Source organism: Streptomyces sp. NPDC006510 (assembly GCF_040611955.1).
Taxonomy (GTDB): Bacteria; Actinomycetota; Actinomycetes; order Streptomycetales; family Streptomycetaceae; genus Streptomyces.
The window spans coordinates 1-14425 of sequence record NZ_JBEXPH010000198.1 but is presented as its reverse complement, the minus strand read 5'-3'; the positions used below and the strand labels follow the sequence as shown (position 1 = coordinate 14425).

The 14425-nt window shown below is 71.2% G+C and carries 17 protein-coding genes and 1 pseudogene; 9 read left to right on the top strand and 9 right to left on the bottom strand.

Going from position 1 to position 14425, the window contains the following annotated elements; translation table 11 throughout:
• Nucleotides 1–362 (bottom strand): acyl-CoA dehydrogenase family protein (locus ABZY11_RS36610; RefSeq protein ID WP_356483305.1); only part of this gene is annotated, 362 nt, incomplete at its 3' end.
• Between the two features lie 163 nt (nt 363–525).
• Between ABZY11_RS36610 and ABZY11_RS36605 the strand changes: the two genes are divergently transcribed.
• Complete coding sequence (locus tag ABZY11_RS36605) at nt 526–1695, top strand: acetyl-CoA acetyltransferase (protein WP_356483304.1); 1170 nt, start codon at nt 526–528, stop codon at nt 1693–1695.
• Between the two features lie 25 nt (nt 1696–1720).
• Here ABZY11_RS36605 and ABZY11_RS36600 read toward each other — a convergent pair whose 3' ends face one another.
• Nucleotides 1721–2125 carry a type II toxin-antitoxin system VapC family toxin gene (locus tag ABZY11_RS36600; RefSeq protein ID WP_356483303.1) on the bottom strand — a complete coding sequence of 135 codons (405 nt, stop codon included), beginning with the start codon at nt 2123–2125 and terminating at the stop codon, nt 1721–1723.
• Nucleotides 2118–2396, bottom strand: coding sequence for a type II toxin-antitoxin system prevent-host-death family antitoxin (locus tag ABZY11_RS36595; RefSeq protein ID WP_356483302.1), 279 nt, complete (start codon nt 2394–2396; stop codon nt 2118–2120). Before ABZY11_RS36595 ends, ABZY11_RS36600 begins: the two co-directional genes overlap by 8 nt.
• An 86-nt stretch (nt 2397–2482) precedes the next feature.
• Between ABZY11_RS36595 and ABZY11_RS36590 the strand changes: the two genes are divergently transcribed.
• On the top strand, nt 2483–3148 hold the full coding sequence (locus tag ABZY11_RS36590) for a pyridoxal 5'-phosphate synthase (protein ID WP_356483301.1): 666 nt from the start codon (nt 2483–2485) through the stop codon (nt 3146–3148).
• 50 nt (nt 3149–3198) lie between these two features.
• On the opposite strand, the gene ABZY11_RS36585 is transcribed toward ABZY11_RS36590, so the two are convergent.
• Both ABZY11_RS36585 and ABZY11_RS36580 read right to left on the bottom strand, forming a co-directional pair.
• Nucleotides 3199–3387, bottom strand: a complete 189-nt coding sequence (locus ABZY11_RS36585; RefSeq protein ID WP_356483300.1) for a ferredoxin — start codon at nt 3385–3387, stop codon at nt 3199–3201.
• A gap of 29 nt (nt 3388–3416) precedes the next feature.
• Nucleotides 3417–4613, bottom strand: a complete 1197-nt coding sequence (locus ABZY11_RS36580; protein WP_356483299.1) for a cytochrome P450 — start codon at nt 4611–4613, stop codon at nt 3417–3419.
• Between the two features lie 264 nt (nt 4614–4877).
• Between ABZY11_RS36580 and htpX the strand changes: the two genes are divergently transcribed.
• The 3 genes from htpX to ABZY11_RS36565 all read left to right on the top strand — a co-directional run bounded on the left by htpX (nt 4878) and on the right by ABZY11_RS36565 (nt 7128).
• Nucleotides 4878–5795 (top strand): zinc metalloprotease HtpX, encoded by a 918-nt coding sequence (gene htpX, locus ABZY11_RS36575; protein ID WP_356483298.1) that lies wholly within the window; start codon nt 4878–4880, stop codon nt 5793–5795.
• 9 nt (nt 5796–5804) lie between these two features.
• Complete coding sequence (locus ABZY11_RS36570; protein ID WP_356483297.1) at nt 5805–6389, top strand: hypothetical protein; 585 nt, start codon at nt 5805–5807, stop codon at nt 6387–6389.
• Between the two features lie 148 nt (nt 6390–6537).
• Nucleotides 6538–7128 carry a DUF1707 domain-containing protein gene (locus ABZY11_RS36565; protein WP_356483296.1) on the top strand — a complete coding sequence of 197 codons (591 nt, stop codon included), beginning with the start codon at nt 6538–6540 and terminating at the stop codon, nt 7126–7128.
• A gap of 70 nt (nt 7129–7198) precedes the next feature.
• Here the strand turns inward: ABZY11_RS36565 and ABZY11_RS36560 are convergent, their stop codons facing one another.
• Both ABZY11_RS36560 and ABZY11_RS36555 read right to left on the bottom strand, forming a co-directional pair.
• Nucleotides 7199–7609 (bottom strand): Zn-ribbon domain-containing OB-fold protein, encoded by a 411-nt coding sequence (locus tag ABZY11_RS36560; protein WP_356483295.1) that lies wholly within the window; start codon nt 7607–7609, stop codon nt 7199–7201.
• Nucleotides 7606–8058, bottom strand: coding sequence for a DoxX family protein (locus ABZY11_RS36555; protein WP_356483294.1), 453 nt, complete (start codon nt 8056–8058; stop codon nt 7606–7608). The genes ABZY11_RS36560 and ABZY11_RS36555 overlap by 4 nt, the downstream gene beginning before the upstream one ends.
• 212 nt (nt 8059–8270) lie before the next feature.
• Here ABZY11_RS36555 and ABZY11_RS36550 point away from each other — a divergent pair, with 212 nt between their 5' ends.
• The gene (locus tag ABZY11_RS36550) at nt 8271–9458 is read left to right on the top strand and encodes an NAD(P)/FAD-dependent oxidoreductase (RefSeq protein WP_356483293.1); all 1188 of its coding nucleotides are present in this window, start codon (nt 8271–8273) and stop codon (nt 9456–9458) included.
• A gap of 30 nt (nt 9459–9488) precedes the next feature.
• Here the strand turns inward: ABZY11_RS36550 and ABZY11_RS36545 are convergent.
• Nucleotides 9489–9961, bottom strand: a pseudogene (locus ABZY11_RS36545) (Uma2 family endonuclease).
• A 203-nt stretch (nt 9962–10164) separates the two neighbouring features.
• Between ABZY11_RS36545 and ABZY11_RS36540 the strand changes: the two are divergent.
• Both ABZY11_RS36540 and ABZY11_RS36535 read left to right on the top strand, forming a co-directional pair.
• Nucleotides 10165–12396, top strand: coding sequence for an acetate--CoA ligase family protein (locus tag ABZY11_RS36540; protein ID WP_356483292.1), 2232 nt, complete (start codon nt 10165–10167; stop codon nt 12394–12396).
• Nucleotides 12397–12466: 70 nt separating this feature from the next.
• On the top strand, nt 12467–13306 hold the full coding sequence (locus tag ABZY11_RS36535) for an enoyl-CoA hydratase-related protein (RefSeq protein WP_356483291.1): 840 nt from the start codon (nt 12467–12469) through the stop codon (nt 13304–13306).
• Nucleotides 13307–13341: 35 nt separating this feature from the next.
• Here ABZY11_RS36535 and ABZY11_RS36530 read toward each other — a convergent pair whose 3' ends face one another.
• Nucleotides 13342–13653, bottom strand: a complete 312-nt coding sequence (locus ABZY11_RS36530) for a hypothetical protein (RefSeq protein WP_356483290.1) — start codon at nt 13651–13653, stop codon at nt 13342–13344.
• A gap of 259 nt (nt 13654–13912) precedes the next feature.
• Between ABZY11_RS36530 and ABZY11_RS36525 the strand changes: the two genes are divergently transcribed.
• Nucleotides 13913–14425, top strand: a 513-nt coding sequence (locus ABZY11_RS36525) for a histidine kinase dimerization/phosphoacceptor domain-containing protein (RefSeq protein WP_356483306.1), incomplete at its 3' end; no start/stop codon positions are given.

The window sequence follows — 14425 nt, the reverse complement described above, 5'->3', positions numbered from 1 at the left end:
GTCAGCCCGCCCGCCGCGATGCGCGGCAGCAGCGCGGTGCGCTGGGCGTCGGTGCCGAGTGCGGCGATCAGGGGCGCGGCGAGTGCGGCGGTGGCGATCAGGGGCGAGGGCAGCAGGGCGCGGCCGGTCTCCTCGCAGGCGACGGCGAGCTCGGTGAGGCCGCAGCCGACACCTCCGTACTCCTGCGGGAGGGCGAGTCCGGGCAGTCCGAGGTCCTGGGCGAGCCGTCGCCACAGGTCCGCGTCGTACCCGTCGGCGGTCCGCACCGCGCTCCTGATGTCGTCGGGTGCGCAGTGTTCGGCCAGCAGTTCGCGCAAGGTGCGGCGGATCTCGTCCTGTTCCGCGGTGAAGGCGGCATCCATCGTCGGGCTCCTTCCCCTCAGGGGCCGGAAGCCCCCGATCTGACGGTGCGTCATGCTAGGGGCGAATCCGCGAGATGCCCAGAGCCGCGCACGGGAGGGGCCGGAAGATCCCCGCCCCGCCGGGCGGTGCCCCCATGCGTCGATCTGATGTACCGTCAGATTCATGCCTTCTTCCCACCGCAAGGTCGCTGTCGTCGGCATATCCCTCGCCGACTGCGGGCGCGTCGAGACGGCCACGCCGTACGCCCTGCACGCCCAGGCCGCCCGCCGGGCGCTGGCCGATTCGGGGCTGGACCGGTCCGTCGTCGACGGTTTCGCCTCCGCCGGACTCGGCACGCTCGCCCCGGTCGAGGTCGCCGAGTACCTGGGCCTGAAACCCACGTGGGTGGACTCCACCGCGGTCGGCGGCTCGACCTGGGAGGTGATGGCGGCCCATGCGGCGGACGCCATCGCGGCGGGGCACGCCAACGCCGTACTGCTGGTCTACGGGTCGACGGCGCGCGCCGACATCAAGGCGGGCCGGCGGACCTCCAACCTCTCCTTCGGCGCGCGCGGCCCGCTCCAGTTCGAGGTGCCGTACGGGCACTCGCTGATCGCCAAGTACGCGATGGCCGCCCGCCGTCACATGCACGAGTACGGGACGACCCTGGAGCAGCTCGCCGAGGTCGCGGTGCAGGCGCGGGCGAACGCGGCGGCCAACCCGGACGCGATGTTCCGGGACCCGGTCACGGTGGACGACGTGCTGTCGGGGCCGATGATCGCGGACCCGTTCACCAAACTGCACTGCTGCATCCGCAGCGACGGCGGCTGCGCGGTGCTGCTGGCCGCCGAGGAGTACGTGCCGGACACGGCGAAGGCGCCGGTGTGGATCCTCGGCACGGGTGAGCACGTCTCGCACTCCGCCATGTCCGAGTGGGACGACTTCACGGTCTCCCCCGCGGCGGTCTCGGGACGCCTGGCGTTCGAACGGGCCGGGGTGCGGCCCGCGGACATCGACCTCGCCGAGATCTACGACGCGTTCACCTACATGACGCTGGTGACGCTGGAGGACCTGGGTTTCTGCGCGAAGGGCGAGGGCGGCGCGTTCGTGGAGAAGGGCCGGACCGGGCTCACCGGCGAGCTGCCGGTGAACACCGACGGCGGCGGCCTGTCCGCCTGCCACCCCGGGATGCGCGGGCTGTTCCTGCTGGTGGAGGCGGTGCGCCAACTGCGCGGCGAGGCGGGCGAAGGCCAGGTGCGCAGGGCGGGCGGCAGGCTTCCGGAGCTGGCGGTGGCGTCGGGGACGGGCGGCTGGTTCTGCTCGTCGGGGACGGTGGTGCTGGGGCGGGGGTGAGGGGGCGGGGCTCCGTGGCCGCCGATCACACCGGGACGACGGTGAGGGCCCCCTCCAGCCCCTTGAAGTCGGCCGCGTTGCGCGTATAGAGCGGCAACCCCCTGACCGAGGCGATGGACGCGATCATCAGGTCCATGCGCCGGGGCCGGGGATCGCGCCGGGCGGCGATCACCAGCGCCACCAGGCTCCCGTAGCGGGCGGCGGCCTCCCCGTCGAAGGGAAGCGGTTCGAAGTCGGCGACTGCGGCGCCGAGTTTCTCCATCCGGGCCACCCGCGCGCCGGGATCCCGGGCCATTGCCACACCTTGCTGGAGCTCGGCCATCGTCACGGCGGTGAGCGCCGGGAGGACGGGCAGGTCCTCCGCACTCAGCAGATCGAGGTCGATGTACGTGCAGGTGTCGAGAACGCCCACGGCATGCCGTTCAGCCACGCTCGCGCTCCCACGGGTCGTCGTCCCCGACCCGGTCCTCGGCCCCGAAGAACGCATCGGCCTCACGGCGCATCTGCGCGCCGTCCACACGGGGCAGCCGCCGGTGCCTTGCCACCAGCTCCTCCGAGCTCAGCTGCCGTTTCCGGGTGAGCGGCCGCAGTTCGGCGACCTCTATGCCGTTGCGGGTGATGTGAAAGACCTCGCCCGCCTCCACGGCGTTCATGACTTCGGCGGAGTTGTTCCGGAACTCGCGCTGGGTGATGGTCTTCATGCACACCAGTGTAGCCCTGCGTGTCCCGCTGCGCTACAGCGATCGTCTCGTCGGCCCCGTACCGGCCATACGCTGCAATGGGGGGCATGACCGACGCACACCAGAGCTTCCTGGACCTGCTCCATGCCCAGCGTGTCTGGGACGTGGAGCTTCCCGGCTTCGATCCGGCCGCCGCGCCACCTGCCCCGCTCGCCCTCTTTCACAGCTGGTTCGCCGAGGCGGTGGCCGCCGGGCAGGTGGAGCCGCACACCATGTCGCTGGCCACCGTGGACGCCGAGGGGCATCCGGACGTGCGGACGCTGATGCTGCACGACGCGGACGGGCGCGGCTGGCACTTCGCCACCCACCGCACCAGCGCGAAGGGCCGCCAGCTCGCCGCCCGGCCGTACGCGGCGCTCAGCTTCTACTGGCCGGTGCAGGGCCGGCAGGTACGGGTGCGGGGCCCGGTCACCGCATGCACTCCCGCCGAGAGCCGGGCCGACCTGCGCGCCCGCTCGACCGGGGCGCTGGCGTCGGCGCTGACCGGGTCGCAGAGCGAGGTACTGGGTTCGCGGGAGGAGCTGACCCGCACCGCCGACGCCGCCTGGGAACGGGCGCGGGCCGAGCCGGACACGGCGGTCGCGAGCTGGACCCGGTACGTGGTCGAGCCGCAGGAGGTCGAGTTCTTCCAGGGCGACGCGGGGCGCCGGCACGTACGGCTGCGCTACCGCAGGCAAAACACGGCCTGGACCCGGGAACTGCTCTGGCCGTAGCCCGGCCGTGCCCGCACGGAACCAGCCGCACGGGCACGGTCCGCCGGCCGTCATTCGATGGTGATCGCCTCCACCGGGCAGACGCGGACGGCCTCCCGCACCGTGGCACCGTCGAGGGCCTCCTCGTGGCCGGGCAGCAGTTCGCTGAACCCGTCGTCGTCCTGAGTGAACACCTTCGGTGCGGTGAGCGCGCACTGACCCGCGCCGATGCACCGGTTCCTGTCGATATTGATCTTCATCCCAGCAGGGCCTTCCGGTCGTATTCCGATCACCATGTCACGGGCATTTCGAGCAGGCCCTGAATGGTGTCACCCGGCTTGAACGGAATTTCTTCGGCGGGTACCGCCAGCCGCAGTCCCGGAAGGCGGTCGAACAGCGCGGGCAGCGCGATCTCCAGCTCGGCCCGCGCCAGATTCTGTCCCAGGCACTGATGGATTCCGAACCCGAAAGCGACGTGATTGCGCGCGTTCCGGCCGAGGTCCAGCTCGTCCGGTGAGGGGTACACGGACTCGTCCCGGTTGATCACCGATGTGGTCAGGATGACGCCGTCCCCCGCCCGGATGGTCACCCCGCCGACTTCGACGTCCTGAACGGCCACCCGCGAGATTCCGTCGGCGATGGACAGGAAGCGGAGCAGCTCCTCGACCGCGGAAGTCATCAGGCCGTCGGATTCACGCATCCGGGCCAGCTGGTCGGGGTGCTGGAGCAGCGTGAACGTGCCGAGCGAGATCATGTTCGCGGTCGTCTCGTGCCCGGCGACGAGCAGGATCTGGGCCAGCCGCACCAGCTCGTCGCGGTCCACGGCCCCGGTCTCCAGCTGCTTGACGATGAGCTCGTCGAGCAGCCCTTCGCCGGGGGCGGCCCGCTTCTTCTCGATCAGCACGCCGAAGTAGTCGTCGAGTGCGTCCCGCGCGGCCTCGACGTCCGCTGCCGCCGGGCCGCGGAGCAGCTTGCGCGACTGCGCCTCGAAGAACTCGTGGTCGCCGTAGGGCACCCCGAGCAGCGCGCAGATGACCATGGAGGGCACGGGCAGGGCGAAGGAGTCGATCAGATCGGCCGGCGGGCCCTGCTCGGCCATCGTGTCGAGCAGCCGGTCCACGGTCTCCTGGATCTGTGGCCGGAGCGAGGCCGTCCGCTTGACCGTGAAGCTCGGGATCAGCATCCGGCGCTGGACGTTGTGCTCCGGGTCGTCGACACCGAGCAGCTCGACGCGCCGCAGGGAGCTCGCGGCCAGCCGCTCGGCGAAGAACGGGAACGAGGGGTGCTCCCGGTCGGACGACAGTCGCTGGTCCACCAGGAGCGAACGCGCCTCGGCGTGCCCGGTCACCAGCCACACCGTACGGCCGTCGAAGAGCCGGGCCGGGGACACCGGCCGCTGCCCCCGGTGCTCGCCGCGATATCCCGTCGGCGGGTGATACGGACAGGTGCGGTTCTGCGGAAACGAGACGGTCTCGGCATCTGCCATGGCGGACCTCGCAAAGAGATGGGTGAGTCCTACCGATCTCCGCCCACTAGATGCCCCAGGCACCTAATGGGTCCAGGTGTTGTTCGGCCAAATGTCCCCGGAGAGATCCATTTTCCGCCCGCCGGATCGAGCGGGCATTTCGAGCCACCCGATTGCGGGGTGCGTTCCGGCCACCGAGCAGGGCCCAATCCCCCGTATCGATTGTCCCCGCTTTCCATATGAAAGGGGCAAGATGGAAGGCACCAAGGGTTGCTGGAGGCGAAAATGAGCCGAACCCGTACCCGTTCCCGTTACGCCCCGGACAGCGGGTTGACCACACGCATGGTCGGCACCATGTTCCTGATCGGCCTGCTGTACGTGGTCCTGGTCGGCGTACTGCTCGCCGTGCTGCGCGGCGCCTGGCCGATCATCCTGATCTTCGTCGGCGGCATGTTCATCGCGCAGTTCTGGTTCAGCGACCGCATCGCGGCGTTCAGCATGGGGGCCCGTGAAGTCACCCCGGAGGAGGCACCGGAGCTGCACGGCGCCGTCGACCGGATCTGTGCTCTTGCCGACATGCCGAAACCGCGCGTGGCCATCGCCCGCAGCGACGTACCGAACGCCTTCGCGACCGGCCGCGGCGAGAAGACCGCTCTCGTCTGCGCCACCACCGGACTGCTGCGCAGACTCGATCCTCCGGAGCTGGAGGGGGTGCTCGCGCACGAGATGTCGCATGTCGCGCACCGTGATGTCGCCGTCATGACGATCGCCTCGTTCCTCGGCGTGCTCGCCGGCATCATCACCCGGGCCGCCCTGTGGGGCGGCCTCTCCCGCAACAGCCGGAGCAGCGATCCCATCGGCATCGCGATCATGCTGATCCCGCTGGTCAGCGCGGTCGTGTACGCCCTGAGCTTCCTGCTGACCCGGCTGCTCTCCCGCTACCGCGAGCTCTCCGCCGACCGCACCGCCGCCCTGCTCACCGGCCGCCCCTCCGCGCTCGCCTCCGCCCTCACCAAGGTGAGCGGCCAGATGGCCCGCATCCCGACCGAGGACCTGCGCAAGGCGCAGCCGTACAACGCCTTCTACTTCGTCCCCGCGTTCTCCTCCAAGGAGAGCCTGAGCCGGCTGCTCTCCTCCCACCCGACCCTCGAACAGCGTCTGGACCAGCTGGCCCGGATCTCCGCCGACCTCGCCCGTCCGTAAGGAACGCCCATGGGTCTCCTCGACACCATCCTCGGCCGCAGCAAACCGGTCCGTCCCGACCTCGACCAGCTCTTCGCCGTACCCTCCGCCGCGCTCACCCTCCAGGCGGGCGCGGGCTTCACGCCGACCGGACTCGGCTCGGTCTGCTTCGCGGGTGTCGAGGGCGGCACCTTCGCCCGCATCGAACAGGACGTACGCGAACTGCTCGACGCCGACACCGGCCGCGGCGGCATCCCGGTGGAGTTCAGCCGGGACCCGTACGGCTACACCTGGCTGCTCTCCCGCCGTCCGGCCGACGACACCGCCGCCCTGGTCAACGACCTGCACGCGGTCAACACCCTGCTCCAGGACGGTGGGTTCGGGCCGCACCTGCTCTGCTCCCTGATCGGCTTCCGGGACGAGCGGGACCGGCCGCTGGCCCTGGTCTATCTCTACAAGCGCGGCACGTTCTACCCGTTCGCCCCGCTGCCCGGCGGCGTGGAGAGGCGGGACAACCAGCTGGAGTTGCAGGTCAGGGCGGTGCTCGGGGACGACCTGCGGATGGAGAAGGATCTGGCCCGGTGGTTCCCGGTGTGGGGGGCTGCGGGGCTGTGACGCGGGGAGGGCCGGTGGCACCCCGTGGCACCCCGTGGCACCAGCGACCACGCGGCCGACAGCTGTCCGGTTCCCCCACCGGACCGCGTCAACCGTCAGGGGCTCCGTCACTGGGATCCGGGCCGCCCCCGCCCGTATCATCGCTGCCATGACTGCTGAGCCCGCCCGTTCCGCCGACCGTATGCGCGCTTCGGACGCCGATCGCGAGGCGGTGGTCGAGCAGTTGCGCGAGGCGGCGGCCGAGGGTCGCATCGACATGGACGAGCTGGACACCCGGCTCGGGCAGGCGCTCTCCGCCAAGACCTACGCCGAACTGGCCCCGCTCACCGAGGACCTGGTGCCCATCGAGGTGGCCACCGGTGAGCCGCTGGTCCTCAAGGGGGGCATGCACGGCGTGACACGCTCGGGCGTCTGGAAGGTGCCCCCGGCGATACGTGCCCAGGGCGGCATCGGCGGCGTCCGGATCGACTTCACCCGTGCCGAGTGCCGGCTGCGCGAGATCGCGCTGGAAGTGCGCGGCGAGATGGCCGGGGTGAAGATCGTGATCCCGGAGGGCTGGACCGTGCACACCGACAACCTGGACCAGGGGCTCGGCGGCCTGAAGGACAAGACGACGGACGAGCGGACCCCCGGCGCCCCGCTGCTCCGGCTGACGGGCTCCTGCGGCATGGGCGGTGTGGTCGTACGCCACCCGAACTTCCGCGAACGGCGCAAGCTGCGCGGCATCGAGCCGCGCTGATTCGCGCCGGGCCCGGCACCGGGCCGCGCCGAATCGCGCTGATTCGTGCCGGGCCGCAACGGGTGCGGCTTCAGGGGCGGAAGACCGCAACGGCCTCCTCCCCCTCCTCCCGCCGGAAGGTCACCCGCAACGCCATGCCGATGGCGAGACCGGACTCCTCGCACCCCACGATCTCCGTCATCATCCGCGGCCCCTCGGCCAGGTCGACCACGGCGGCGACGTACGGGACGCGGGCGCCGAACGGTGGCAGGTCGTTGCGGTGGACGACGGACCAGGTGTAGAGCGTGGCGTTTCCGCTCGCCCGCTCCCAGGCGACGTCCTCGCTCCAGCAGTGCGGGCAGAACTCGCGCGGGTAGTGGTGCGCGCGCCCGCAGTCGCGGCAGCGGCGCAGCAGCAACTGCCCCTGGGCGGCGGCGTCCCAGTACGGGCGGGTGAAGGCGTCGGGCTCGGGAAGGTCGAAACGTACGGCGGCCGCGGTCACAGGAAGAGTCCGATCGCTTCGTCGAGGGACCAGGTCTGCCAGGACATCGCGAACAGCGCGACGAGCGAGATGAGCGCCATCATCGCGTTCTGCCCCTGCTCGGCCCAGTCGTGGATCATCAGCACGAGATAGAGAAGGTTGAGGAGCAGCCCGGCGACGAGCGCCACGGGCGTGAGGAAACCGGCGATCAGGCCCAGGCCCAGGGCGAGTTCGGCGTACACGACGAGATAGGCCATGGCCTTCGGGCGCGGGGCGACGATCCGCCGGAAGCCGGTGCGTACGGCCGCCCACCGGTGCTTGCCCGCGACGTCCGCGGCCCAGGCGATGCCCGTACCGCGCTCGAACCAGCCCTTCTTGTCCTTGTGCCGCCAGCTCTCCAGCCACCACAGGCCGAGGCCTATCCGGAGAACGGCGAGCCACTCGGCTCCGCCGAGCCAGATCGTCTGCATGGGGCCTCCCGTGGACTCCCGTTCACTGAATCTGACGGTACGTCAGTTCACCTGATGCCGGGCGACTCGCGCAAGAGGCGCGCAAGGAGTGCTCAGGAAGTACGCATGAGATGGGCGCGATTCAACAAAGGGCTTACACGCGTGATCAATTCGCAATCGATTCCGGTCTTGACCGAGACCCATCAACCGGGTGCGCGATTACGCTCCGAACCATGCCCGACAGCGCACTTACCGCCGGTAGCTCCATATCGGCCCAGACCGACCTCACCGAGGACCGGCCCGTATACGTCATCGGTGGCGGTCCGGGCGGTCTCGCCGCCGCCGCGGCCCTGCGGGAGCAGGGCGTACGGGCGGTCGTGCTGGAGAAGTCCGGGAACGTGGGGGCGTCCTGGCGCGGTCACTACGACCGGCTGCACCTCCACACGACCCGCCGCCGGTCCGCGCTGCCGGGGCTCGCGATGCCGCGCCGGTTCGGGCGCTGGGTGTCCAGGGACGATGTGGTGCGCTATCTGGACAAGTACGCCGAGCACCATGAGCTGGAGGTGGTGACGGGCGTCGAGGTGTCCCGGATCGACCGCGCCCCGGACGGCAAGGACTGGCAGCTGACCGCGACCGGTGGCCGGGTGCTGACCGGCCGGGCCGTCGTCGTCGCCACCGGCTTCAACCACACCCCGCGCATCCCCGACTGGTCCGGCCTCGACACCTTCACCGGCGATCTGGTCCACGCCTCCGGCTACCGCAACCCCGCCCCGTACGCCGGCAAGGACGTCCTCGTCGTCGGCATCGGCAACACGGGCGCGGAGATCGCCGTCGACCTGGTCGAGGGCGGGGCGTCCCGGGTGCGGATCGCCGTGCGCACCGTGCCGCACATCGTGCGCCGCTCGACCGCGGGCTGGCCCGCCCAGGCGACCGCCGTCCTGGTGCGCAGGCTGCCGGTCCGGCTGGTCGACCGGGCCGCGGGCCTGATGGCCAGGATCGCCGTGCCCGACCTCGCCGCGCAGGGCCTCCCCCGCCCGGACACCGGTCTGTACTCACGGGTCAAGGACGGCGCCATTCCGGTGCAGGACGTGGGGCTGATCGACGCGGTGAAGCGCGGCCGGGTGGTGCCGGTGGCGGCCGTCGAGTCGTTCGACGGGGACGCGGTGGTGCTGGCCGACGGGGAACGGATCACCCCGGACGCGGTGATCGCTGCGACCGGCTACCGGCGGGCCCTGGAGGGGCTGGTCGGCCACCTCGGCGTACTGGACGCCCGGGGCCGGCCGGTGGTCCACGGCGGCCGCACCCCCAAGCAGGCACCCGGCCTGTACTTCACCGGCTTCACCAACCCGATCAGCGGGATGCTGCGCGAACTGGCCCTGGACGCACGGAAGATCGCCAAGAAGGCGGCGCGCAGGGGCTGAGGCCGGGTGGGTCGGGTCCGCCCGTGGGCGTCAGGCGTACAGCGGCAGCCCGTCGGTCGAGATCGTCCACTCGCCGATGGTGACGTCCTCGCCGTACACGAAGTCCTTGCGGATCGCGTACCTCGGGCCTTCCGGCGTCGTGTGGATCTCGGAGAGGACGGCACCCGTGCCCGTACGGGGGTCGAAGATCGCGTGGATGGGGACACCCAGCAGTGGGTAATCCCGCATCTTGCTCACCCAGTCGTTGTCCGGATTGGACCGGCAGACGACCTCGATGGCGGCGATGAGGGTAAGGGGGTCGAGGGAGCCGTCAACCTCCATGTCGGTCTCGGCGATCACCATGATGTCGGGGTGGCGCATGATGCCCTGAGGTATGTCCGAAGACGGAGTGCCGTCAGTTCGTGAAGTCCAGCGGGCGCCATCATGTCGTGGACGATCCCTTCTTCGGTGATCTCAATTTTCCCGGGAACGTTGTCCTGCATCTGCTCGACGATGTCGCGCATGGCCCGGTAGTGGACCGAGTCCCGCTCTGCGTGGTCCGGCAAGATCACTCGGAGGTTGTACGGCTCCGGTCGGCCCCGTCTCTCAGCCTTTGCCTGCACACCCATTCCTGACGAGCCGTCAGTTCAGTAACCTGACAGAGCGTCAGCTTTTGGCTGGCCGGGCACGATCACCCGACGGACCTCAAGCAGGAGTGGGCGGAACGATGCTTGGATCGACTCACGGCACCCTCACCACCGACTTCCGCGCCAGGGTGGTGGCCTGCGGCGAAGAGCCGCATGCCGCCGTCCACAGCATGACGGTCGCCGCCGCCACGGAGTGCGTACTGGATGTCAGCGGCCGGCCGCTGCACGCGGCCGTGCCGGACCTGGACCGGTTCTTCCGGCCCGAGTCCGTGGCCGTCATCGGCGCTTCCGACACCGAGGGGCGGCCCAACACCGGCATCACCCGGCAGCTGATCGGCTGGGCCGAGCGGGTCGGGGCGCGGCTGTACCCCGTGCACCCCACCAGGGAGTCCGTGTTCGGGCGGGCCTGTTCTCCTTCCGTCGCCGAGCTGCCGGAGCAGGTCGATCTGGCCGTGCTGCTGGTCGGCGACCCGCTCCCGGTGATCGAGGAACTCGCGCAGGCCAAGGTGCGGTTCGCCGTCGCCTTCGCCTCCGGGTTCGCCGAGATCGGCGAGGAGGGCGCCGCCGCCCAGGCGCGGCTGGCCGCGGCGGTGGAACGGTCCGGGCTGCGGTTGCTCGGGCCGAACACCAACCTCAACGCCTTCGAGAAGTTCCGCGACGACCTGGACGGGCCGGCCATCGCGCTGATCACCCAGTCCGGTCACCAGGGCCGCCCCGTCTACACCCTCCAGGAGCTGGGCGTGCGGCTCTCGCACTGGGCGCCCACGGGCAACGAGGCGGATCTGGAGACCGCCGACTTCATCTCGTACTTCTCGCAGCGCCCCGAGGTCGGGGCCATCGCCTGTTACGTGGAGGGGCTCAAGGACGGGCGCTCCTTTCTGCTGGCCGCGGACCGGGCGGCGCGGGCCGGGGTTCCGGTCGTGGCGGTCAAGGTGGGGCGTACGGAGACGGGGGCCAGGATGGCCGCGTCACACACCGGCAAGCTGACCGGCGCCGACCAGGTGGTGGACGCGGCGATGCGGCAGTTCGGCGTGATCCGGGTGGACGGGCTCGACGAACTCCAGGACACCGCGGCCCTGCTCGCGCGGGCCAGGAAGCCGCAGGCCGAAGGGGTCGTCGTGTATTCGATCTCGGGCGGCACGGGCGCGCACTTCTCGGACCTGGCGACCGGCGCCGGGCTGAGCCTGCCCACCCTGTCCGAGGCGAAGCAGCGCGAGCTGCACGAGTGGATCCCCGGCTATCTGAACGTGGCGAACCCGGTCGACAACGGCGGCCATCCGGTCGGCGACTGGCGCGGCCGGAAGATCATCGACGCGATACTCGCCGCCCCCGGCGTCGGGGTGCTGATCTGTCCGATCACCGGTCCCTTCCCCCCGATGAGCGACAAGCTCGCGCAGGACCTGGTGGACGCGGCGGAGAGCACCGACAAGCTGGTGTGCGTGGTGTGGGGCTCGCCCGTCGGTACGGAGGAGGCGTACCGCACGACGCTGCTCGGCTCGTCCCGCGTCGCCACCTTCCGTACCTTCGGCAACTGCATCACCGCCGTGAAGGCCTACCTGGACCACCACCGGTTCGCCGCCTCCTACCGCTCGCCCTTCGACGAGGCGCCGCGCACTCCTTCGCCCTCGTTCCGCAAGGCGCAGGCACTGATGCGTCCGGGCCACCAGCTGAGCGAGCACGCGGCGAAGCAACTGCTGCGGGCGTACGGAATCCGCGTACCGCGCGAGCAGTTGGTGACCAGCGCCGCGGCGTCCGTCCGGGCCGCGGCGCTGGTCGGCTACCCGGTGGTCATGAAGGCGTCGGGCGCCCGGCTCGCCCACAAGACCGAGCTGGGCCTGGTCAAGGTCGGGCTCACCTCGGCGAGCCAGGTGCGGGACGCGTACCGCGAGCTGACCGACATCGCGCGGTACGAGGGCATCGAACTGGACGGGATCCTGGTCTGCCAGATGGTCGAGCGGGGCGTCGAGATGATGGTCGGCGTCACGCAGGACGCGCTGTTCGGGCCGACGGTGACGGTCGGACTCGGTGGCGTGCTGGTCGAGGTGCTGCACGACGCGGCGGTACGGGTGCCGCCGTTCGGCGAGGACCAGGCGCGGTCGATGCTGGGCGAACTGCGCGGCCGGGCCCTGCTGGAGGGGGTACGGGGCGGTCCGCCGGTCGATGTGGACGCGCTCGTGGAGGTCGTGCTGCGGGTGCAGCGGATGGCGCTGGAACTGGGCGACGACCTCGCCGAGCTGGACATCAACCCGCTGATGGTGCTCGGGCGGGGGCAGGGCGCGGTGGCGCTGGACGCGCTCGCCGTCTGCCGCTGACCGGTCGCGCCGCCAATCCCCGAACTGCTCGCCATCGCGCCCACCACCGCACTCACCCAGGAGCTGCCCCATGCCGTCCTCCCCCGAAGACATCACCGAGTCCGTCGAGTCCGCCGACCCGCTCCATTCATTGGTACTCCACGCCACTGACAACGGCGTCTCCTGGATCACGCTCAACCGTCCCGAAGCGATGAACGCCGTCACCCGGGAGCAGCGGGAACGCGTCATCGCCCTGCTCGCCGAGTCCTCCGCCGACCCGGCGGTCCGGGCCGTCGTCCTCACCGCCACCGGCCGCGGCTTCTGCGCGGGCGCCGACCTGCGCGGCACGCCGGCGACCGGCGAGCGGGTGCCGGGCGATGTGGCCCGGACGATCCGGCTCGGCGCGCAGCGGCTGATCGCGGCGGTCCTGGACTGCGAGAAGCCCGTCGTCGCGGCGGTCAACGGCACGGCGGCCGGCCTCGGCGCCCATCTCGCGTTCGCCTGCGATCTGGTGCTGGCCGCCGAATCGGCGAAGTTCATCGAGGTGTTCGTACGCCGTGGTCTCGTACCCGACGGCGGCGGTGCGTATCTGCTGCCCCGGCTGATCGGCCCGCAGCGCGCCAAGGAGCTGATGTTCTTCGGCGACTCGCTCCCGGCGGCGGAGGCGGAACGCCTGGGACTGGTCAACCGCGTCGTAGCGGACGGGGAGCTGGCGGCGACGGCGCGGGCCTGGGCGCAGCGGCTGGCCGAGGGGCCGACCCGCGCGATCGCCCTGACCAAGCAGCTCGTCAACGCGTCGCTGGACGCCGACCGGCCGACGGCCTTCGCCGCCGAGGCCATGGCCCAGGAGATCAACATGACGACGCAGGACGCCAATGAGGGTGTGGCGAGCTTCGTGGAGCGACGAGTGCCGAAGTACCGGGGGGTCTGAGGGCCGTCACGGGCAGCCCTTAGGTACTTCGACGGTCACACGGGTGACAGGCCGCTGGTGTCCAGGTCCAGGTCGAACGGATGCGGCAGCCTCAGCACCGCACCGAAGGGGCGCGGGCCGTCCACGTGGGTGTAGCCCAGGTGGCCGGGCGCGGAGAACAGGGTCGCGCTGCCCTCGATCCGGTCTACGGACGACCCCCGGGCCGCCCGTTCGTGGTCCCAGGTCGGCGTCACGGGCTCGATGATCCCTTCGATGATCTGGGCGCGGTCCCCACGGATCCGCTGCACCGCGAACTTCAGAGCGCGTTCGGAATCGATGCCCTGGCTGTAGTCGGGCGCACCGGTCATTCGGTGTCTCCTCCCGCTCAGCCGGTCCGACGACTCAGAGTAGCGACCCGTCACCAGGCAATCACTGCCGAACCTGCGCGCCCGGCGCCGGGCCATTGGCAACGGTGACTTTCGGCAGTGTCGGGGCGCTCCTCGGCTGCGTACGGTCGTCCGGGTGGACAGAGTGATGATCAGCGGTGCGGTCCGGCGGGCCGTCGTCGCTCCGGGGAGTCTTCTGGCCGTCGGCGCGGCGGTCTGTGTCGGGCTGAGCGCGGTCAGTATGTGGTGGGCCCTGCCCGCGGCCGTGGCGGCGTTCTTCGCGGGGCGGGAGCCGGGCAGGACCGGGCCCACGGTCCTGGTGCTCGTCGCGGTGCTGGCCGGTGGGGTGGTGGCGGTGGCCCTGGTGCCCTCCTGGCTGCTGATGGCGGGGCGGTTCGTCGCGGTGGTGGCGGTGGCCGCGCTGCTGCCGTGGTTCGCGGGACGCTTCTGGCGCCAGTACCAGGAGCTCGTCCGGGCGGGCTGGGAGCGGGCGGGCCGGCTGGAGCGTGAGCAGCGGCTCGTCGCCGAGCAGGCCCGGTCCCGCGAACGGGCCCGGATCGCCCAGGACATGCACGACGTCCTCGGGCACGACCTCAGCCTCATCGCCCTGTCGGCCGGTGCCCTCAAGCTGGCCCCCGGCCTCGACGAGGCGCACCGGGCCGCGGCCGGGGAGATCCGGGCCCGCGCGGCCGCGTCGGTGGAGCGGCTCGGCGAGGTGATCGGCCTGCTGCGCGAGGAGGCGGGCGACGAGCCG

Bases quoted from the DNA above. Each gene is read 5' to 3' on its own strand.
- ABZY11_RS36605 (WP_356483304.1), top strand. From the start codon at position 526: ATGCCTTCTTCCCACCGCAAGGTCGCTGTCGTCGGCATATCCCTCGCC.
- ABZY11_RS36595 (WP_356483302.1), bottom strand. From the start codon at position 2,396: ATGAAGACCATCACCCAGCGCGAGTTCCGGAACAACTCCGCCGAAGTC.
- ABZY11_RS36590 (WP_356483301.1), top strand. From the start codon at position 2,483: ATGACCGACGCACACCAGAGCTTCCTGGACCTGCTCCATGCCCAGCGT.
- ABZY11_RS36585 (WP_356483300.1), bottom strand. From the start codon at position 3,387: ATGAAGATCAATATCGACAGGAACCGGTGCATCGGCGCGGGTCAGTGC.
- ABZY11_RS36580 (WP_356483299.1), bottom strand. From the start codon at position 4,613: ATGGCAGATGCCGAGACCGTCTCGTTTCCGCAGAACCGCACCTGTCCG.
- htpX (WP_356483298.1), top strand. From the start codon at position 4,878: ATGAGCCGAACCCGTACCCGTTCCCGTTACGCCCCGGACAGCGGGTTG.
- ABZY11_RS36570 (WP_356483297.1), top strand. From the start codon at position 5,805: ATGGGTCTCCTCGACACCATCCTCGGCCGCAGCAAACCGGTCCGTCCC.
- ABZY11_RS36565 (WP_356483296.1), top strand. From the start codon at position 6,538: ATGACTGCTGAGCCCGCCCGTTCCGCCGACCGTATGCGCGCTTCGGAC.
- ABZY11_RS36555 (WP_356483294.1), bottom strand. From the start codon at position 8,058: ATGCAGACGATCTGGCTCGGCGGAGCCGAGTGGCTCGCCGTTCTCCGG.
- ABZY11_RS36550 (WP_356483293.1), top strand. From the start codon at position 8,271: ATGCCCGACAGCGCACTTACCGCCGGTAGCTCCATATCGGCCCAGACC.
- ABZY11_RS36540 (WP_356483292.1), top strand. From the start codon at position 10,165: ATGCTTGGATCGACTCACGGCACCCTCACCACCGACTTCCGCGCCAGG.
- ABZY11_RS36535 (WP_356483291.1), top strand. From the start codon at position 12,467: ATGCCGTCCTCCCCCGAAGACATCACCGAGTCCGTCGAGTCCGCCGAC.
- ABZY11_RS36530 (WP_356483290.1), bottom strand. From the start codon at position 13,653: ATGACCGGTGCGCCCGACTACAGCCAGGGCATCGATTCCGAACGCGCT.